This window comes from Lacipirellula sp., from assembly GCF_965279485.1.
Taxonomy (GTDB): Bacteria; Planctomycetota; Planctomycetia; order Pirellulales; family Lacipirellulaceae; genus Lacipirellula.
In genome coordinates this window covers 2,444,773-2,464,476 of sequence record NZ_CBDIIC010000002.1, presented here as the reverse complement: position 1 = coordinate 2,464,476, position 19,704 = coordinate 2,444,773, and the positions used below count along the sequence as shown (strand labels likewise).

Sequence of the window (19,704 nt, the reverse complement as noted above, 5' to 3'; positions counted from 1 at the left end):
AAGAGTGAACGAGACGCGATGAAACTGCTATTCCACATCCCGATGGTTGCATCGCTGCTGTGTGGCACGCTTGCCGGCGCGGCCGAGACGACGATCGATTCCGTCGTCTTGCGGCCGATGGTCGAGGCGGAAGTTCCGGCGCGGCAGACCGGCGTCTTGGCGACGATCGCCGTCGAGGAGGGGGCCGTCGTCGCGGAGGGCGAGCTGTTGGCGTCGCTCGACGATCGCGCCGCCAAACTCGCGGTGGCGAAGGCGGAACTGGAGCGGGCTCAGGTGCAAGCGAAGGCAGCGAGCGAACTGCGAATCGAGTACGCCGACAAGGCGCTCGAAGTGGCCCGTGCGGAGATGAAGCGTTCGAGCGAATCAAACGAAAAGTTCGCCCGCAGCATCTCGCAGTCGCAGCTCGACGTCGAGCGGCTGACTGCGGAGAAGCTGGAACTCGAACGCCGCCAGGCGGAGCACGAACTCGAGATCGATCGCTACGAACTAAAGCTCAAAGAGAACGGCGTTGAGTCGGCGCGGCTCGATTTGGAACTTCATGCGGTAAAGGCGCCCTTCGCCGGCGTGGTGGCGCTCGTCCGCGGCAGGGCAGGGGAGTGGGTCGAGCCAGGCGCGCCGGTCGTGCGACTGGTCGCCGTCGATCGCTTACGGGCCGAGGGGTTCGCGCCCGCCGAGATTGCCGCCACGACGCCAGTCGGCAGCAAGGTGAAGTTTGCTGTCGGCGCCGACGGCGACGCCTTTCCCGCCGCCGGGCACATCGAAGGGACGCTTCGCTTCATCAGTCCAGAGATTGATCCGATCACCGGCCAAGTGCGCGTGTGGGCGGAGATCGACAATAGCGACGGAAAGTTCCGCCCCGGCCAGCAAGGGAAGCTGAGCCTGCCGGAAATGACTACAGCTCCAACAAACTAACTCGCACCTCGCCGCTCGCTACCCGCAACTCTTCCCATGCCTGCCGCCGACTACCGCCGCGCCGTCGCCGATCGCATCCTCCCGATGCGCACGCGCGGCGATCTACAGATCGTCGAAACGGCGTTCGCCAGCGACGCGGCGTACATGGTGAAAGACCCCGTCACGGGCGAGATCTTCCAGTTCTCCAGCGAAGAGCAGGCCCTGCTTACGGCGCTGCGGCAGCCGGTTAGCCTGCGCTCGCTGCAGCGTGAACTTGAAACGAGCTTCGCCCCGCGGCGGGCGACGATCGAGCAGATTCAAGAATTCGTCAATCGCGTCTACGAGCAAGGGCTGCTCGTCGGCGAGATCCCTGGCCGCGGCGCCGAATTGTGCGAGCGCGGACGCCGCCACAGCCGACGCGAGCGTTGGTCGAACCTGCTGCAACTGCTGTCGATCCGCGTCGGTGGTTTCAACGCAGGTCCGCTCGTCGATCGCCTCTATCGCTCGATCGGTTGGATGTTTTCGCGAGCGGGCGCCGTGGTTGTTGGGGTGCTGATGGTCGCCGCGATCTATGTCGTCTTCAGCCACGCAGGGCGGATCAATGCAGGGTTAAGCGGTCTGCAGCAACTGGCGCAGCCGCGGTGGTTGCCGCTCTGGTTTGCCGCGGTCGCCCTGGTCAAGGTCGCCCACGAGTTCGGCCATGCGATCGCTTGCCGCCGCTTTGGCGCCCGGCCGCGCGAGATGGGCGTTCTTCTGCTGGCCGGCATGCCGAGCCTTTACTGCGACGTCTCTGATGCGTGGCGGCTACCGAGCAAGTGGCAGCGAATTGCCGTTTCGGCCGGCGGCATGTTTGTCGAATTGATCATCGCGTCGCTCGCCGCGATTGTCTGGTCGATCAGCGAACCAGGCATCGTCCAAGCGATCGCGCTCAGTCTGCTGATCGTCTGCAGCGTCGGAACGCTCGCGATCAACGCGAATCCTCTGCTGCGTTACGACGGTTACTACATTCTCTCCGATTGGCTCGAAACGCCAAACCTCGCGGAGCGAGCCCGCGGTCTGGTCAGCGGAGCGTGGCGTCGCTGGTTACTCGATGAACCGGACGCCGTCGACCCGCTGCTGTCGCCCGCCAAGCGGAAGACGCTGTGGCTCTACGCGATCGGCGCCAAGGCGTACCTCGCGCTGGTGATGACCGGGCTGTTCATCTTGATGCTCAAGTTGGCGCGGCCCTATCAGTTGCAGAACCTCGTATACAGCCTTGCCGCGGTGACGCTGGCGGGGATGCTCGCCCAGCCGATCGCAGCGGCGGTGCGGTTGGCGACCAATCCGCTCGTGCGGTCGCGCTGGCGTTGGGATCGTGCCGCGCTCTCGGCAGGTGCGTTGCTGCTGGGATTGACCGCGCTCTACTACCTCCCGATGGATCGCCGCGTTGAGGCGCCGCTCGTGATCGTGCCGCAACAGAATCATCCGCTGTTTGCCGTTGCGGCTGGCGAGTTGCGTCGCGCGCTGCCGACCGGCGCCGAGGTAGCTGCCGGCGACGTCGTCGTGGAACTTCACAATCCGGAACTCGAACTCGCCCGCGCCGAGGCCGCGGCGACAGTCCGCGAGCGGGCTGTCCGCGTCGCCCAGTTGCGGGCGCTACAGGCAACGTCGCCCGCCGCTGGGCGGCAACTCCCCGCGGCTCGAGCCGAACTGGCCGATGCCGAGGCTCAACTCGCCGAGTACGAGGCGATGGTCGATTCGCTAACCATTCGCGCGCCGCACGCCGGCCGCGTCGTCGCTGCTCCTGACCGGCCAGCCGATCGCCGCCGGAGCGATCAACTCGCGACGTGGAGCGGCTCGCCGCTTGATTCGCACAACCTGGGCGCTTGGATCGAACCGAAGACGCCGCTCTGCGTGATTGCCGGCAGCGCGGCCGCAGCGGCTTGGGCCGGCGTCGAGCAGGCCGACGTCCCGGTCGTCAGTGCGGGGCAGACGGTGCGCGTGCTCGTCGATGAGCAACCATTTAACGCCATCACGGGCCGCGTCACGCATGTGGCGAGCCGAGGCCACGCCAACCATTCCGCCGATCGCGATGGCACGCCGCCGGCCGCTTCGCCGCTCGGTGACGTTCGCTATCACGACGTGAAGATCGAACTCGACGACGCGCTGCCGCTATTGCCTGGCTCGCGCGGCGTGGCGAAGATCACGATCGAGCGATCGAACTTAGGCACGCTCGTGATGAACGCACTGGGACGGACGTTCCACCGCGTGTTCTAGCCCCGGGCTCCGCCCGGGGGTCGGTTTCCATGTCGTTGAACGTCGCGACGCGCAGCGTCACCCCCGGGCGGAGCCCGGGGCTAAGGAATCAAGAACACCAAGCCTACCGCGACGGTTGCTTCAACCACGGCAGCCCGCGTATCCCACGGCATAAAGTTCCGCTGCCACGGCACGCGATCGCCCGGCCGGTAGTAGCCGAGCGTGTAAACGCATTCGCGCGGCGGGTTGACCGTCATCTTGTACGGCAACGCCGGGATCGTCAGGAAGAAGTGGGCGCCCGAGACCAACGGCTGCACGCAGGGGCGGCAACCGTAGCCGTAGCGTTCGAGATTCACTTCCTCAAAGTAGAGCGGCCGGTGGCAGAACTGCGTCGCCGACCAGTTAAACATCTGATCGCCCCAGCCCCCTTCGAGCCGTGGGTCGCCGACGATCGGCATCGTCACTGGCGGCGGATCGCCTTCTTGGCGGGCCATGGCGCCTGGCATCTCGCCGGGCGGGAGTCGCGTGTCGACGCCGACGCTGGTGATCGGCCGGTAGATGCGTCGGGCGTCGGCCTCGGGATCGTTGAGAGGTTCGTCGCGTTCGTCGATTGCTTCGGCCTCGGCGGCCGCGGCTTCGCGTTGGGCGTCGATAATGGCGTTGTCGATCGGCGGCTCCGCCAGCGGCGGTTGCTTGAGCGATTGCGGCTGCTGCAGCGGCGCCGGCGCCTGGTAGGCGGCGCTGGTGGCGCCTTCCTGCGGTAGGTCGAAGCGGCTGGTCGTCGGCTCGGCGAGCAGGTCGCCCGCCAGCAATGTCACAGCCGCCGTTGCCAGCAACGTGCCGCGGCGCCAGAGCGGTAGTCTCGACTGAGTATTCATCAGCGGGTCGACGGAACCGGGTCGCTGGGGCCTTGGAGGCCACTCGCCGCCGCGCCCCGACGGCGCTGGCAGAAGGCCCTCATCGTCCAGATTTCGACCCGCTCCAACCCCTTCCTCCAGTAGAAGCGGCGCCGCCCGCAAACTTTGCCACGGCGGCTGCGTATGGGTGGAAGCGTCGGCGTTTCGCCCCCAGTCGCACACCGCTAGCCGGAGGGCCACGCCCTCCGGGCGGTCTGCCGTGCGAGCCAATGCCACGCGAAACGCCCCCCGGCCCGCGTGGCGGACCGGCTAGGGCTGATGGGGCGATTGGCGGTGCTCCGAATCGGCGCAAGTTGTTTGACACCCTTGTGAAATTGACGGGATAATCGAGGCTGACGCGATTCTTCAGGGCGGCGATCGCGTCGACATGCTTCTCACCTTGGACTCACCGACAGCCTATGGCCATTCCTCCGCGCCGCCGTTCGCGCTCGCGTTCCACTCGCGCCGCAGCTCCGAAGTTCACGCTGGCGCCACGCCGGTTGGAACCGCGTCGGATGCTCGACGCCGCCGCTCCGGCGCTGGCGCTCGAAACTGTGGCCGTTGGCGCCGCGTTCACGCCGTCGAGCGACGAGGCCGCTGCCGCCACGCCGCCGGTCGCCAATCTCAACGGCAACACGGCGCCGAGCAGCATCAACATTCAAACGCCGATCGTGATCAACGAGAACGGCGTTGCCACGCTGTCGCTGACGTTCGTCGATCCCGACGCGAGCGACGCGCACACGATCTTCGTCGACTGGAAAGATGGTTCGACCCAAACGTTCAACCTCGCCGCCGGTCAAACTAGTTTCTCGACGACGCATCAATACCTCGATGACAACCTTCCTGGCCCGGCGACGGAAGACTACGACGTTCTGGTCCGCGTGACCGACTCAGCGGGCGAGTTCAGCGAGGTGACCTCGAAGATCACCGTCAACAACGTCGCCCCGTCGAACTTGCAACTCGCGCCGATCACGCCGATCAACGAGAATGGCGTCGCGACGCTCAAGCTGACGTTCGACGATCCGGGGACGCTCGACACACACACGGTGGAGGTGAACTGGGGCGACGGTTCGGCGGTGCAGGTCTATAACGTGCCGACGGGCGATCGCAGCTTCACCGCAACGCACCAGTATCTCGATGACAATCCGACTGCAACGCCATCCGACACGTACACGGTGAGCGTCCGCCTCGTCGACGACGATCTGGGCGTGACGACTGCCACCACGACGGCGACGGTAAACAACGTTGCTCCGAGCAACGTGAAAGTGACGCCGGTGGCGAGCATCCTCGCCGAGGGTGGGCAGGCCTCGCTGAACGTGACGTTCGACGACCCCGGCTCGCAAGATACCCACCAAGTGGAGATCAACTGGGGCGACGGCAACACGACGGTGACGACCGCCGTTGGCCATTCGCTCAACGTCAATCACACCTATGGCGACAACGCCACTTACGCGATCATCGTCAAAGTGATCGACGATGACGGCGGCGCTGGGTTCGGCTCGGCGGCGGCCTTCGTCAGCAACGTCCCGCCATCGAACGTGAAGATCGATCCGATCGCCACGATCGACGAAAACGGCGTCGCGGTGCTGAAGCTGACGTTCGACGATCCGGGGACGCTCGATTCGCACACGGTCGACGTCGATTGGGGCGACGGCGCGATCGAGACGGTCGCTGTGGCGGCCGGTTCGCGCACGCTCACCGCAACGCACCAATATCTCGACGACAACCCGACCGGCACGTCGTCTGATGTTTATACGGTGAAGGCGACCGTTCGCGACGACGACGGCGGCCAAGCAACCGGCAATGCGACGGTGCAGGTGGTGAACGTTCCCCCCAGCAACGTCAAGGTGACGCCCGTCGCCAATATCGTGAATGAAGGGAGCCAAGTTGCGCTGACGGTGACGTTCGACGACGTCGGTTCGCAAGACACGCACCAAGTGGAGATCAACTGGGGCGACGGCAACACGACGGTTACGAGCTCCGTTGGTCACTCGCTCAACGTCAATCACACCTACGGCGACAACGGCACGTACGCGATCACGGCGAAAGTGATCGACGATGACGGCGGCGTCGGGTTTGGTTTGGCCGCCGCATTGGTGACCAACGTTCCGCCGTCTAATGTGAAGATCGTCCCGATCGCCGCGATCAATGAGAACGGCGTGGCGACGCTGACGCTAACGTTCGACGATCCGGGTTCGCTCGATTCGCACACGGTCGACATCGACTGGGGCGACGGCACGGTCGAAACGGTGGCCGTGGCGGCTGGTTCGCGCACGCTGACCGCGACGCACCAGTATCTCGACGATAACCCGACAGGTACCGCGTCTGACGTTTACACGGTCACGGCGACGGTTCGCGACGACGACGGCGGCCAGGCGATCGGTAACGCCACAGTGCAGGTTGCCAACGTTCCGCCGTCTAATGTAAATATCGGCCCGATCGCCGCCATCAACGAGAACGGCGTCGCGACGTTGAAACTGACGTTCGACGATCCGGGGACGCTCGATTCGCACACGGTCGATATCGACTGGGGCGACGGCACGGTCGAAACGGTCGCCGTGGCGGCAGGTTCGCGTAAGCTGACCGCTACGCACCAGTATCTCGACGATAACCCGACCGGCACCGCCTCTGACATTTACACGGTAACGGCAACCGTTCGCGACGACGACGTCGGCCAAGCGGTCGGCAATGCAACGGTGCAGGTAAACAACGTCGCCCCCAATAATGTGCAGGTAACCCCCGTCCCCAACGTCGTCGACGAAGGGAGCCAAGTCGCGCTGACGGTGACTTTCGACGATCCCGGTTCGCAAGATACGCACCAAGTCGAGATCAACTGGGGCGATGGCAACGTCACGTTGGCGAATGCCACCGGTCACGCGCTCAACGCGACGCATGTTTACGGCGACAACGGCACGTACACGATCACTGTGAAGGTGACCGACGACGATGGCGGCGTCGGCTTCGGCTCGGCTGCGGCGCAAGTGAACAACGTCCCGCCTTCGAACGTGAAGATCGAACCCATCGCCGCGATCGACGAAAACGGCGTCGCGACGTTAACGCTCACCTTCGACGATCCTGGTTCCCTCGATACCCACACAGTCGAGATTGATTGGGGCGACGGCACCATCGAAACGGTGGCCGTCGCGGCCGGTTCGCGCACGCTTACCGCGACGCATCAGTATCTCGACGACAACCCAACTGGCAGCGCCTCCGATGTTTACTCGGTGAAAGCGACGGTCCGCGACGACGATGGCGGCCAAGCAGTCGGCAACGCGACGGTGCAAGTCAACAATGTCGCCCCGGGCAACGTCGTCGCAACCCCCGTGGCGAGCATCATCACCGAAGGGAGCCAGGTTAATCTCGGCGTCACCTTCGACGACGTCGGCTCGCAGGATACACACCAGGTCGAAATCACCTGGGGCGATGGCCACGTGACCGTTGGCACGGCGACAGGGCACACGTTCTCCGCCAGCCACACCTACGCCGACAACGGCGTTTACGCCGTTTATGTAAAGGTGATCGACGACGACGGCGGCGTCGGCGAGGGCTCGGCGGCGGTGCATGTAAACAACGTGGCGCCGACGCTTACGGTTCCTGGATCGCAGACGGTCAACGAAGGGGGCATTCTGTCGCTGCCGAACATCGGTCAGTTCACCGACCCCGGCTTCAACAATCCGCTCAACGCCGGCAACGTCCTCAACGGCGGCGAGACGACCGAAGAGTTCACCTACGAAATCAACTGGGGCGACGGCTCCGCGAACAGCACGGGCGCCGCGACGATCGATCAGCTCGGCGGCGTCGGCACGCCGACGGCCGGTTCGTTCGACGGCAGCCATGTCTACGCCGACAACGGCGTCTACACCGTCACGGTGACGGTGCGCGACGACGACGGCGGCGTCACGACGTCGACCTTCCAGGTGACGGTACTGAACGTCGATCCGTCGCTGACGTTCCAAAATCCCGCGATTGTCGTCAACGAAGGGACGCCGATCACGCTCGGCGGCATCGGCGTCGGCGCTTCGGATCCTGGCTTCGATAACCAGGCGCTGGGTACGAAAGAAACATTCCACGACGCGACGGTCGATTGGGGCGATGGGACGGGACCGCAGTCGCTCACGATCACCCCTCCGGTGAGCGGTTCGCCCGGCGTGGCGACGACGGCCGACTTCGTCTCGGCGCCGCACGTCTACGCTGACAACGGCACATACACCGTCACGGTGCGATTCCGCGACGATGACGGCGGCTTCGTCGATCGGACGTTCACGATCACCGTCGAGAACGTCGCCCCGTCGCTCAATCTCACCAACGGCGTCTTCGTGATCGACGAAGGGCAAACGCTCAATCTGCCGAACCTCGGAACCTTTAGCGATCCCGGCTTCAACAATCCGAACAACCCCAACGGCGCTTCGATCGAGTCGTTTTACTACACGATCGATTGGGGCGATGGGACCACTCCTCAAACGGGCCAATTGCCGGCAAGCGTCACGAACGGTTCGGCCGGAACGGCAACGATCGGCACGCTCGCCTCGTCGCACAAGTACGCCGACAACGACGCCGACAACAAGTACACGATCACCGTGACGCTGTTCGACGACGACGGCGGCTCGGTGACGAAAGAGATCGAAGTGACGGTGCGGAACGTCAACCCGACGCTCAAGCCGCTTGTCGCCACCGACGTCAACAACAAGGGCGAGACGACGCTCACGCTGCAGTTCACCGATCCGGGCGCCGACAAGTTTAACGTCCAGGTCGACTGGGGCGACGGGACGGTCTCGACCTACCCCGTCGACATCGCCGGGAATGGGCAGACGCAGATCTTCACGCATAAGTACAGCGGTCCGCCCGATCCGCTCAATCCGACGGGCGACATCACGCTGACGGTGCAAGTGTTCGACGACGACTTCGGCACGCCGGGAGTCGTCGCCATCGGCGCGAGCAACGTCGAGACGGTCGACATCTCGCAGCCGGGCCTCGGCGCCGAGAAGTTCCGCATCGACACCTCGCCGCAGGTGGCGATTCTCACCTTCCCCGATCGGCAAGTCGTACCGCTGTTGCCGACGGCAGCCGAATCTCGCCTCGTCACCGTCGTCACGACCGACGATGGCGGCGGTGGCGGCGATACCCGCGCGGCGAGCGAACGCTACCTCGAACTGTGCGTGATCAATCCCGACGGCACGCCGGGACAGCGCTTCCGGTTGCCGTCGAACGTGCTGAATAATCTGCCGGCGCTCTTCAAGAACCTGCCCGACAATCACTATGTGATCTACCTCGTGCAGTCGGAGACGAATGCAAGACGGCTCGTGATCGACGTCTTCGTTCGCAACGGCAAACTGATCGATCCGGGCGACGACAGCGAAGGCGCCCGTGATCGGCCGCCGACCGAAGAGGCGACCACGCAACCTGCCGAAGAACAACCGGCTGCCGCGCCCGCCGGCGATGAAGGCGACGACGGAGCGGCCGTCGACGCGCCCGCCACGCTCGAACCGCTGGCCGACCTCGGCTTGCGGCCGCGCTCGTCGACGGCGATCTACCACGGCGCCACGCTCGCCGGGGTGGCGATCGCCCTGTCGGGGGCCGGAAAGAGCTCCTACCACCAGATGGAAGAGGCGATCGCCCGGGCCAAGCCGGACCAGTGGAAGCGGCTCCGGTCGGCGCTCACCCGCCCGAAGAAGCCCCGTTAGCCCGCAGAATCGCTCCAATCCGACGGCGGGCTGCCCGTCGCTGGCGAACGGATTGCCACGTCCTGCCGGAATCGGGGGCGCGGCAGCGGTTCCAGTTTGCCCCGTGATTACAATCGAAGCTTGCCTGCGGCCCGGTTTTGTCGGGCCGCTTCGACTCGTGTTAGTTGCCGATTAACTGATGTCTGCCTGCCCCAACTGCCAACGTGAGATGGACGCCGCCGCCGTGAAGGCGGGCCGTTGCGCATCGTGCGGCGCGGTGGTGAGGCAACTTCCGCGGCGGAACATCTCTGAGACGGGCAAGGCGCCCGAGAGTTCGGCGGCGACGTGGACCGGCGATGCCCCGCGGCCAGACTCGGGCAACATGCAAACCATCGCCGACGTCGGCAAGGTCGGCAAGCCGCCGTCGTCGGGCGATGGCGAATGGTTTCTCTCGGAAGAAGAGTCCGACGCGAATCAGCGCAGCAACGAGATGACGATCGAGCTGCCCGCGGCCGGTTCAGGCAGTTCGTCGAGCGAGACGATCGCGTCGCTCGAACTGAGCAGCATGAGCCTTGAGCTCACCGACGATGAACAATCTAGCCCGAAGACGGTCGCGTTCAACGCGGAGCAAACGATTCAGTTCCTCGGCGGCTCGTCGGCGATCGACGAAAGTGGGCTAACGTCACATTGGGAAGGGACCGTTGCCGGCGGCTCGTCCGACGCCAATGTGACGATCAAGCAAAAGGAAACGATCAACGGCTCGTTCATCAGCAACTCGTCGCTGATCGTCAAGTCGCGAAATGTGCGGACGAGCGGCGCCACGAGCATGGTGACGATGTCGCCGGCCGACGCCCCCGACTACGAACTGCTGAACGTCATCGGCGAAGGCGGCATGGGCGTCGTTTACGCGGCGCGGCAATCGTCGATTGCGCGCACCGTCGCGCTCAAGATGCTCAAGGGCGAGGACAGCAAGAACGCCGCCCAGCGCGAGAAGTTCATCTCCGAAGCGGTCGTTACCGGTGAACTCGACCACCCGAACATCGTCCCGATCTACGACCTCGGCGCCAACAACGACGGCGCTCTCTTCTACTCGATGAAGCGAGTGAAGGGGACGCCGTGGAACAAGGTGATCAAAGAGCGTTCGCTCGATGAGAACATCACGATTCTGCTGCGCGCCGCTGACGCGGTGGCGTTCGCCCATGTGAACGGCGTGATCCATCGCGACCTGAAGCCCGAGAACATCATGCTCGGCGACTTCGGCGAAGTGTTGGTGATGGACTGGGGCCTTGCCCGGGTGAGCCCCGACTTCCCCAACGCAGCGAGCGTCTCGCAATCGGACGCGATGGGCGGCACGCCCGCCTACATGGCGCCCGAAATGGCGACCGGTCCGATCGAGAAGATAACCGCGGCCAGCGACGTCTACTTGCTCGGCGCTATCTTGTTCGAGGCGATCGTCGGCAAGCCGCCGCATAGCGGCAAGACGGTGATGGCGTGCCTCTTCTCGGCCGCGAAGAATCAGATCATCGCCACCGATCGCAACGGCGAACTGATGGACATCGCCCTCAAGGCGATGGCGACCGACCCGGCTGAGCGGCACGCGACCGTGCCGGAGTTCCAGCAAGCGGTTCGCGACTATCAGTCGCACTCGCAAAGTATTCATCTGGTCGAGCATGCTGAGCGGCACCTGAAGGCAGCCGCGGAGCAGCAAGACTACGAACTGTATGCTCGCGCGAACTACGGCCTCGAAGAAGCGCTCGTGCTGTGGATCGGCAACCACCGCGCGGCGGCGCTACTCGATTCGGCTCGCGTCGACTACGCTCGCCTCGCGCTGGCCAAGGGCGACTACGATCTCGGCGTTTCGTTGCTCGACGAACAACGCGAATCGCATCGCGAAACGCTCGCCGAACTGCGCCGCGGGCTCGCGGAGCGAGCATCGCGGCAGAGGCGGATCAAGCTGCTGAAGGGCGCCGTAGTGGCGCTCGTTGCGGCGGTCGTTGGCATTGTTTCGATCGCCTTCGTCGCCGTTCGTTCGCAGCGCGACGAGGCTGTGTCGCAACGCATTCGCGCGGTCGCCGCCGAGGATGAGGCGAAGCAAAACTTCGCGACGGCGGAGGTGGCACGCGATCGGGCCGAGAAAGAAACAGTACGTGCCGTGAAGGCCGAAGGGGAGGCGAATGACAACCTTGTAGTCGCCGTCGAGCAGCGGCAGAAGGCGGAGGCTGCCACCATCGCCGCCGAGAAGGCTCAGGACGCCGAAGAATACGCCGCGTACGTCGCCCGCATCGGGCTGACGAAAGCGAAGATCGACGAAGGGGCCTTCGATCGCGCCGCGGAACTGCTCGCTCAGTGCCCGCCGGAACTTCGCGGCTGGGAGTGGGGCCGGCTCGACTATCTCTGCAATCTTGCGGAACGCTCGTGGAAGAACTCGGCGCCGATTGATGCAGCGGCGTTCGCGCCCGATGCTACGCACGTGGCGACCGGCGACTGGGATGGTAAGGCGACGATTTGGAATTTGCAAACTGGTAAGCCCGTGCTTGAGTTCCCTCAAGGCGAGTATGTGCACGCCGTCGCCTACGATGGCGCCGGCGCCCGCCTTGCTGCGGGCGGGAGCGACGGCGTCGTCAACGTCTACAGCGTCGCAGACGGCAAACTCCTCGCCAAACTTGTTGGCCACGAAGATGCGATCCTTAGCGTCCGCTTCTCGCCCGACGATCGCTACTTGCTCACCAGCGGCTACGATCACACGGCGCGGTTGTGGGATCTCGCCACCGGCAGAGAAATTCAAACGCTGCATGGCCACACGTGGTGGGTGTGGTCGGCCGAGTTCTCGCCTGATGGCAAGCAGATCGTTACCGCGGGGCAAGACGGCAAGGCAATCGTCTGGCAGCGGAGCGATAAGGCTACCAGCGGCGAGTACAAACAACTGACCGAGTTCACGCGCCACCGCGGCCCCGTTTACGCGGCCCGCTTCTCGCCCGATGGCCGCCGCATCGCCACGGCCGGATATGACGGCAAAGTCCTGCTATGGGACCCGACCGAGACGCAAGAAATCGACATCGCACGCCGGCTCGACGGCTCCGCGGATCCGCCGGCGCACGAGACGGAGTTGCTGGCTCACCGCGGACCAGTCCGCACGCTTGCGTTCGCACCCGACGGCGCAACGCTCGCCAGCGGCGGGCAAGACAACGTGATCGTCGTGTGGGATCTCGCCGCGGCGAAACCGCTCAAGCAACTTCGCGGCCATGCGAGCCATGTGCGCAGCCTCGCCTATTCGGCGGACGGGCAGCAATTGCTCTCCGGCGGTCGCGACGCACAGATCAAACTCTGGCGGCCGGCCGCGTACGCGGAGCAGCGCCCGCTCGACGGCGGCGACGAAGACTCGCGCTACGCGATCCTCTCGTCCCGCTTTTCGCGCGACGGCTCGGAGATTGTGACGGCCAGCGCCGATCGGAGCGCTTCGGTTTGGAACGCAGCATCGCTCGGGCGGTTGGAGCAACTTGCCGAGGGGCACGACTTCCTCGCGAGTTCGGCGGTGTTCTTTGCGGATGGTTCGCGTCTCGCCACCGGGGCCGGCGACGGTACCGTGCGGCTGTGGGATGTGGCGACCGGCGCCGAGAACCTGCGGCTCGATGATACGGGGCGGACGGCGGCGCTCGCCGTAAGCGGCGACGGTTCGCTGATCGCCACCGGCGGAGCGGGCGGCTCGGCAATCATCTGGGACGCTAACAGCGGCACGAAACTGGCAACGGTCGATGGTCATCAAGCAGAAGTGACGGCTGTCGCGTTCGCACCCAACGGCCAACTGCTCGCCACCGGCGACGACCAAGGGCATGCTCGCTTGTGGCGCTTCGATCCCGCGAGCAAAACCTGGCAAGCGGGCGCTTGGCTTCGCGGCCATAGCCGGACGATCACGGCGCTGACGTTCGCCGACGATGGCGCCCGGTTGATCACCTCCAGCGGCGATAACACTTGCGGCCAGTGGGACGTCGCCGCCGGCAAAGAGATTCGCGCCGGCGTGCTGAAGCACCCCGAATGGGTGACCGACGTTGCCGTGAGCGCCGACGGCAAGCTCGCGCTCACCTCGTGCGACGACGGCAAGCTGCGGCTCTGGTCGCTCGCCGACGCCAAGCTGCTGCAAACGATGGAGTCGCCGACGCCCGAGACGGCGTTCACTTCGATCGACTTGTCGAGCGACGGGCAATTGGCTGTCACCGCTTGTTCCGCCGATGGGACGGTACGGCTTTGGAATCTTGCTGATGGGACTGAGCTGACGGTCAGCGACGAGGCATCGGGCAAGCCGCAGCCGTGGCTGAACCTGGGCGATGACGGCGGGCTCGTGTGGGCCGCGCGGTTCACGCCCGATGACCGTGGCGTGCTGTCGATCGGCGGCAACGACGCGCGCATCTTCAATCTCGATAGCCGCGAGCTTGAAGTTCGCTTCAGCCCGCATGGCGTCGTCGCCTCGGCCGACCTCTCGCCAGACGGAAAGCGTGTCGTCACCGGCAGTTGGGATCGCTCGGCGAAGATCTGGGATCGCGCCACCGGCAACGTGGTCGCCAAGATCGACGCGCTGCACGACGGGTTCATCAACAGCGTGCGCTACTCGCCCGATGGAACCAAGGTGCTGACGGCGAGTGACGACGGCACCGCGCGGCTCTGGAATGCGGCCGACGGCTCGCCGCTCGAACCCAAGTTCGGCGACGGCAAGACGCGGTTCCGGCAAGCGGTCTTCTCGCCCGACGGGACGCGCGTGCTCGTTTCGGCGGAGGACAAGACAGGCAAGGTATATGACGCCGCGAGCGGCGAACTGCTGCTGACGCTCGTCGGACATGAGTGGGCCGTGCGCAGCGGCGACTACTCGGCCGATGGAAAGTGGATCATCACCGGCAGCGATGACAACATGGCGATCGTCTGGGACGCCGCCACGGGCGAACAGCGGCAGACGCTGGCCGGCCACACCGGCGCCATCACCAGCGTCGCGCTCACCGCCGACGGCGGACGGGCCATCACCGGCAGCGAAGACAATGGCGTGAAGCTGTGGGACGCTGCTACTGGCAAAGAACTGCTCACGCTCGCCGGGCATGGCGAGGAAGTGACTTCGGTGAGCTTCTCTCCTGATGGGAGCCAGGCGCTCACGAGCGGCCGCGACGGGCGGACGCTGCTCTGGCCGACGCTGCCTTGGGGCGGCGAGCAGGCCGCAAAGCCGTAGCCGCGCTTTAGCCCCGGGCTCCGCCCGGGGGTCGGTTTCCAAGCCGCTAAGCGTTGCGGCGCGCAAAGTCACCCCCGGGCGGAGCCCGGGGCTAGCGATGCTGCTAGCAGCGATGGCGTTGCTCTCTTCGGTCGCCTTACTCTCGCGACAATCCTCAAGATCTACCCAACCCCTTCCGATACCTCCAAGGGGAATCGTCTCGCTGTGCGCCCAACGGCGCCGGCAAGTCGTTTCGCGATCGACCACCTCATCCAATTCGCAGCTGCCGCGTGAGCCACGATCCACCAACCACCGGCTACGACCCGCTTGCCGCGCCGCTGCGCGATGGCGAGGGGATCGTGAAGTGGCCTGTGCTGGCACAGCTGCCGTGGGTTGGCGACGAACCGCTGCCGACCGCGGCCTCGTCGGCGCCGACAGACATCTTGCCGTTCGTCGATTCGACGCCGCGGCCTTACTCGCCGCCAGTGCTCGCCGCCGACGACGTAGCGATGGAATACGCTCCGCTGCCGCAGTTGCGGATCGTCGATCCGAACTTGCCGCAGGGCGAACCATACGTCGAAGCGACGGCGCCGAACCGTCGCCTCCATCCAGCGACGCCGCGCGGCGAAGCCATTGCTGAACCACCGCATATCGCGCTCCACCGTATGCCGGCCGAACCGGCGGGCGAAGCCTGGGCGCCCGAGCGGCCGCTCTATGCCACTGAGATGCGTGCCGCCGGGATGCCGATGCTCGACCGTCGGCCGCGCGCGGCGAGCGAGCCGGAACTTCCGACGCTGCGGCCGACCGCTCCGAAGCAGCATCGCCGCTTCGATCCGCCGCAGCCACGGCGTGCCGAGGAGTTCGCGTTTCAGCATCGTAACGATTCATTCGCTGCTCAGTTCTACGAATGGCACACGTCGCGGAAGCCGCAAGTCGGGCTGATCGCGGTCAGCGTGTTGTTGCTTGCCGCCGGCGGAATTTACGTGGCGACGCTCGGCCGCAGCAAGCCGGCGCCGCAGGAGACGATCGCCGAGGCTCCGACGCCGAACAGCGAAGTTCGACCGCTGTCGGTGGCGCCAATCTCCACCGCTGTGCCGCCGGCTTCAACTCCCAACGAGACATTCGCCGCACCGCTGCCGACGACTCCGGCGCTCGATCTGTCGCCGAAGGCCGAAACGCCCGGCGTTGCACCGGCGCCAGCCGCCGAGGTGCAGCCGCCGGCTACGAACAGCGCCGAGGCTGAAGCCACGGCCGATCCGATTGCCGCGTATCTAAACTCGCATCCGGTCGGGCCGGTCGCTCCGCAAAGTTCGCAAACAGCAGAAACGCAACCGCACATAACGGCGAAGGTCGTGCAGTCGGCGCCGCAAGTTCAGCCGCAGCCGGTTACCGTCGCTCCGCCCGTGGCGACGATGCCGGTTCAGGCCCCCGTGTTTGCACCGATTGCCGCGCCGTCCGCGAGTTCGCTTTCGCCGTATCCAACGACGCCTTATCCGCCGCTTGATTTCTCGCTCGTGGCTCCGCAACAGAACGGCGCCGCGCCGGCCGTGGCTGGATCGCTTGGTCCGGCGTTCAATCCGCCGCAACCGCCGCGCTAATTGATTCACTGAAGGAGCGCCGCCATGAGCGCTATCGACCAGGCGTTTATTCGCGCCTACGAAATCGACGAACCGGTTATTGTCGCTTCCAGCCGCGCGCCTGCGCCAGCTGCGCCGTCGCCGCGCGCTCCGGAAGCAGCGAGCAGCTACGCCGATGTGAGCATCGTCGAAGCCGCCGTCGCGCAGCCGCAGCGTGTCACTGCGAGTCCTGTTGCTCCACGAGCACCGTGCCAAGCTCCCCCTGTTCAATCGCAGCCGCAGCCAGTTTTCGCATCGGCGCCAGTGCCGACATTCGCCGCTCCGCCGGTTGCTGAAGCAATTGCAGCGGCTCCAGTCGCTGCGCCGCAGCCGAGCGAAACGAATCGCCAGCGTCGGCCGTTGTCGACCTTTGCTCAGTCGACGCCGACCGTTGAAGGCCGCTTCAAGCCGGCGCTCGAAGTTGATTCGTTCCGCTGGCCGGTGGTCGACGAGCAGTTGATGTTTCGTTGCCGGGCCCAGTTTCAGCCGGCGCTGTCGGCGATTCTGGCGGCCGACGAAGATGGCCGCAGCCTGATCGGCATCGGTTCGCAAGGAGCAGGCGTCGGCGGAACGACGCTTGTTTGCTGTTTGGCTCGCTTGCTCATCGAGACGGGCAAAACAGTGGCGGTCGTCGATGCGAACTTTCTGAAGCCGGGGCTGGCGAGTCACTTGGGACTCGCGGCTGCCGTCGGTTGGGAAGACGTGCTTGCCGGCAACGTATCGCTGGCCGAGGGCGTCGTCCACTCGCTGAGCGATCGGCTGTCGCTGTTGCCGCTCGCGACCGGCGGCGTCGGCGCGGCGAGCCGCCTTGAGTCGATTCATGCTTCCGTTACCGCGGGCGTGCTGCGTTATCATTACGACATTGTCCTGTTCGACCTGGGCGTCGTGAGCGAGCGGCTGCAAGGGCCTATCGCTCGTCGCGTTATTCAGCAGTGCCGGCTCGACGGGGCGCTGGTCGCCTCGGGACGCGGCGCCGCTCAGCCTCAGCAGCTACTTCAGTCCGCGCCTGAACTGGCGACGATTTGCCTCGGCGTCGTCGAGAATCAACTCCGCGCCGCCTAAGACCACCCCGAGCCGACATGTACCTCGATTACTGGCAACTCGACGCGAAGCCGTTTGAACCTGGCTGCGATCCGCAAACGTTTTATCGCGGGGCCGCGTTTCAGTCGGCGATCAACAAGCTGCGTTATGCGATCGAAAATGGTCGCGCGGCGGGCCTTGTCGCTGGCGCTGCGGGCGTTGGCAAGACGTTGCTCGTTGAAACTCTGCGGCAACAACTGAGCGAGCAGTTCCAGCCATTTGTGCGGGTCGTGTTTCCGCAGATGACCGAACGTGACCTGCTCGTCTATCTGGCGGAGCAGTTCGGCGCTCCGCCGGCAGATCCGCCGCGTTACACGATCGAGGAAAGCCTGCGGCGGTTGGAATACATTCTCGCCGACAACGTGGCGCGGAAGCGGCACGCGGTCGTCGTCATCGACGAAGCCCATCTGCTGGAAGACAGCGGGCTGCTCGAGCCGTTGCGATTGCTGCTGAATCTTGGACCGATTGGCGCTCCTCCGTTCACACTGTTGTTCGTCGGGCAGCCGACGCTCGGGCCGATGGTTCAACGACACGGTGCGCTCGACGAGCGGATGGATATCAAGGTGTTGCTGCCGGCGATGTCGGCGAGCGAAACCGCCGATTACGTGACGCATCGCCTCGAAGCGGCCGGCGCCACTCGCGAGATCTTCGCGGCCGATGCGCTGAAAACGGTGCATCAACTCACCGGCGGCGTGCCGCGGCGGATCAACCGGCTGTGCGATTTGGCGCTGCTTGTCGGGTTCGCCAACGGGCAGCACACGATCGATGCGGAGTCGCTGCATGCGATTCATGGCGAGTTGGTGACGGTGCCGATGGCGGCTTAGTCTTTCTCGGGCCGCTCCGGCGGGTCGTTGACCCGCGGCTGGTGCTTTTTGTCGCTTTTCGTGTTTTTGGCGACACAATTCGTAAGTTGTCGCGTGGCAAGGCGTTAGGCGAATGTCGTCGGCGACAGATGTCGCGACACATTGTTAATTGCCCTCCAGTGGTTTTGGAAGCCGCGCAACGTGATGCGTTCGCCTTCGCGTGGCGGCAGGTGCAACCTAGCAGATCTTGGGGATGAGATCTCGCGCTGTTTTCGGCCACCCTCATGGCGGTGATCGCCTAACTCGCGACGTGGTTCGTTACGCGTTCTAGCCCCGGGCTCTGCCCGGGGGTGCGTTGCGAGTCGCGACGCGTAGCGGGATGGAGAGCGACCCCCGGGCGGAGCCCGGGGCTAGGGGGTAGACTGGGGCCATGTCTTCTGAACAGCTTCGCCAACTTGCTCGCCAGCTGCTTGCCGGCGAATGTGATCTGGAACAGTTCGTGTCGCGCGCGGCCGTCGAGGCGCAGGCGGCTGCTGCTGCAGAGGCGGCGACCGTCGACGTCGATCGGGCGGCGCGGTGCGGGTTTCCCGAAGTGATTTATGGCGAGGGGAAGTCGGCTGCAGTGATTGCGGCGATTGCTCGGCAGTTGCTTGAGCGCGAGCAGTCGGTGCTGGCGACGCGGGTTGATGCGGCGAAGGCGGCCGAGTTGCAACTGGCGTTCGCCGGGCTGCGATACAACGAGACGGCGCGCACGGTGCGTATCGATTCGCCGATGGCTAAGCCCGCGGGCTCGCGCGGGAGCGTCGCGGTGATCTCGGCTGGGACGACTGATTTGCCGGTGGCGGAAGAGGCGCGCGAGACGCTCGACTGGATGGGGGTTGAGACGCGGTTGATTCAAGACGTCGGCGTCGCCGGGCCGCATCGATTGCCGGCGCGGCTTGAGGAGTTTGTGAACTGCGATGCGATCGTCGTGGTTGCCGGGATGGAAGGGGCGCTGCCCAGCGTCGTTGGCGGGCATGTGGCGTGTCCGATTTTCGCCGTGCCGACGAGCGTCGGTTATGGCGCCAACTTCGGCGGCGTGGCGGCGCTGTTGTCGATGCTCAATAGCTGTGCGGCGAACGTGGCGGTGGTGAACATTGATGCGGGGTTCAAGGCGGGATACTTGGCGGGGATTGTGGCGACGCGGGCAACTAAATCATGAGGTTCCCTCCCCTTGAGGGGGACGGTTAGGGAGGGGTGACAGAAGCGTGTACCAGGATTCCACCCCCTCCCCAGCCCTCCCCTCAAGGGGGAGGGAGCCAGAACATTCATCAAGGCCAAGCCGGCCGACGGCAG

The 19,704-nt window shown here is 65.2% G+C and carries 9 protein-coding genes; 8 read left to right on the top strand and 1 reads right to left on the bottom strand.

Annotated features, from left to right (window positions below):
• The first annotated feature begins 18 nt into the window (after positions 1–18).
• Together ACQY7R_RS17530 and ACQY7R_RS17525 are read left to right on the top strand one after the other, a co-directional pair.
• Positions 19–912, top strand: coding sequence for an efflux RND transporter periplasmic adaptor subunit (locus ACQY7R_RS17530; RefSeq protein ID WP_428306864.1), 894 nt, complete (start codon positions 19–21; stop codon positions 910–912).
• A gap of 36 nt (positions 913–948) precedes the next feature.
• Positions 949–3,147 carry a site-2 protease family protein gene (locus ACQY7R_RS17525; protein ID WP_428306863.1) on the top strand — a complete coding sequence of 733 codons (2,199 nt, stop codon included), beginning with the start codon at positions 949–951 and terminating at the stop codon, positions 3,145–3,147.
• A gap of 80 nt (positions 3,148–3,227) precedes the next feature.
• On the opposite strand, the gene ACQY7R_RS17520 is transcribed toward ACQY7R_RS17525, so the two are convergent.
• Positions 3,228–4,004 (bottom strand): hypothetical protein, encoded by a 777-nt coding sequence (locus ACQY7R_RS17520; protein WP_428306862.1) that lies wholly within the window; start codon positions 4,002–4,004, stop codon positions 3,228–3,230.
• Between the two features lie 437 nt (positions 4,005–4,441).
• On the opposite strand from ACQY7R_RS17520, the gene ACQY7R_RS17515 reads away from it, so the two are divergent.
• The 6 genes from ACQY7R_RS17515 to larB all read left to right on the top strand — a co-directional run bounded on the left by ACQY7R_RS17515 (position 4,442) and on the right by larB (position 19,570).
• Entirely contained in the window at positions 4,442–9,703 is a 5,262-nt protein-coding gene (locus tag ACQY7R_RS17515) for a beta strand repeat-containing protein (protein ID WP_428306861.1), read from the top strand.
• A 178-nt stretch (positions 9,704–9,881) separates the two neighbouring features.
• Positions 9,882–14,891 carry a protein kinase domain-containing protein gene (locus tag ACQY7R_RS17510; protein ID WP_428306860.1) on the top strand — a complete coding sequence of 1,670 codons (5,010 nt, stop codon included), beginning with the start codon at positions 9,882–9,884 and terminating at the stop codon, positions 14,889–14,891.
• Positions 14,892–15,160: 269 nt separating this feature from the next.
• Positions 15,161–16,468, top strand: coding sequence for a hypothetical protein (locus ACQY7R_RS17505; RefSeq protein WP_428306859.1), 1,308 nt, complete (start codon positions 15,161–15,163; stop codon positions 16,466–16,468).
• Between the two features lie 24 nt (positions 16,469–16,492).
• Positions 16,493–17,548, top strand: coding sequence for a tyrosine-protein kinase family protein (locus ACQY7R_RS17500; RefSeq protein ID WP_428306858.1), 1,056 nt, complete (start codon positions 16,493–16,495; stop codon positions 17,546–17,548).
• A 17-nt stretch (positions 17,549–17,565) separates the two neighbouring features.
• Positions 17,566–18,390, top strand: coding sequence for an ExeA family protein (locus tag ACQY7R_RS17495; protein ID WP_428306857.1), 825 nt, complete (start codon positions 17,566–17,568; stop codon positions 18,388–18,390).
• A 409-nt stretch (positions 18,391–18,799) separates the two neighbouring features.
• Positions 18,800–19,570: a nickel pincer cofactor biosynthesis protein LarB gene (gene larB / locus ACQY7R_RS17490; protein WP_428306856.1), complete on the top strand. Its 771-nt coding sequence runs from the start codon at positions 18,800–18,802 to the stop codon at positions 19,568–19,570.
• The last annotated feature ends 134 nt before the right edge of the window (positions 19,571–19,704 follow it).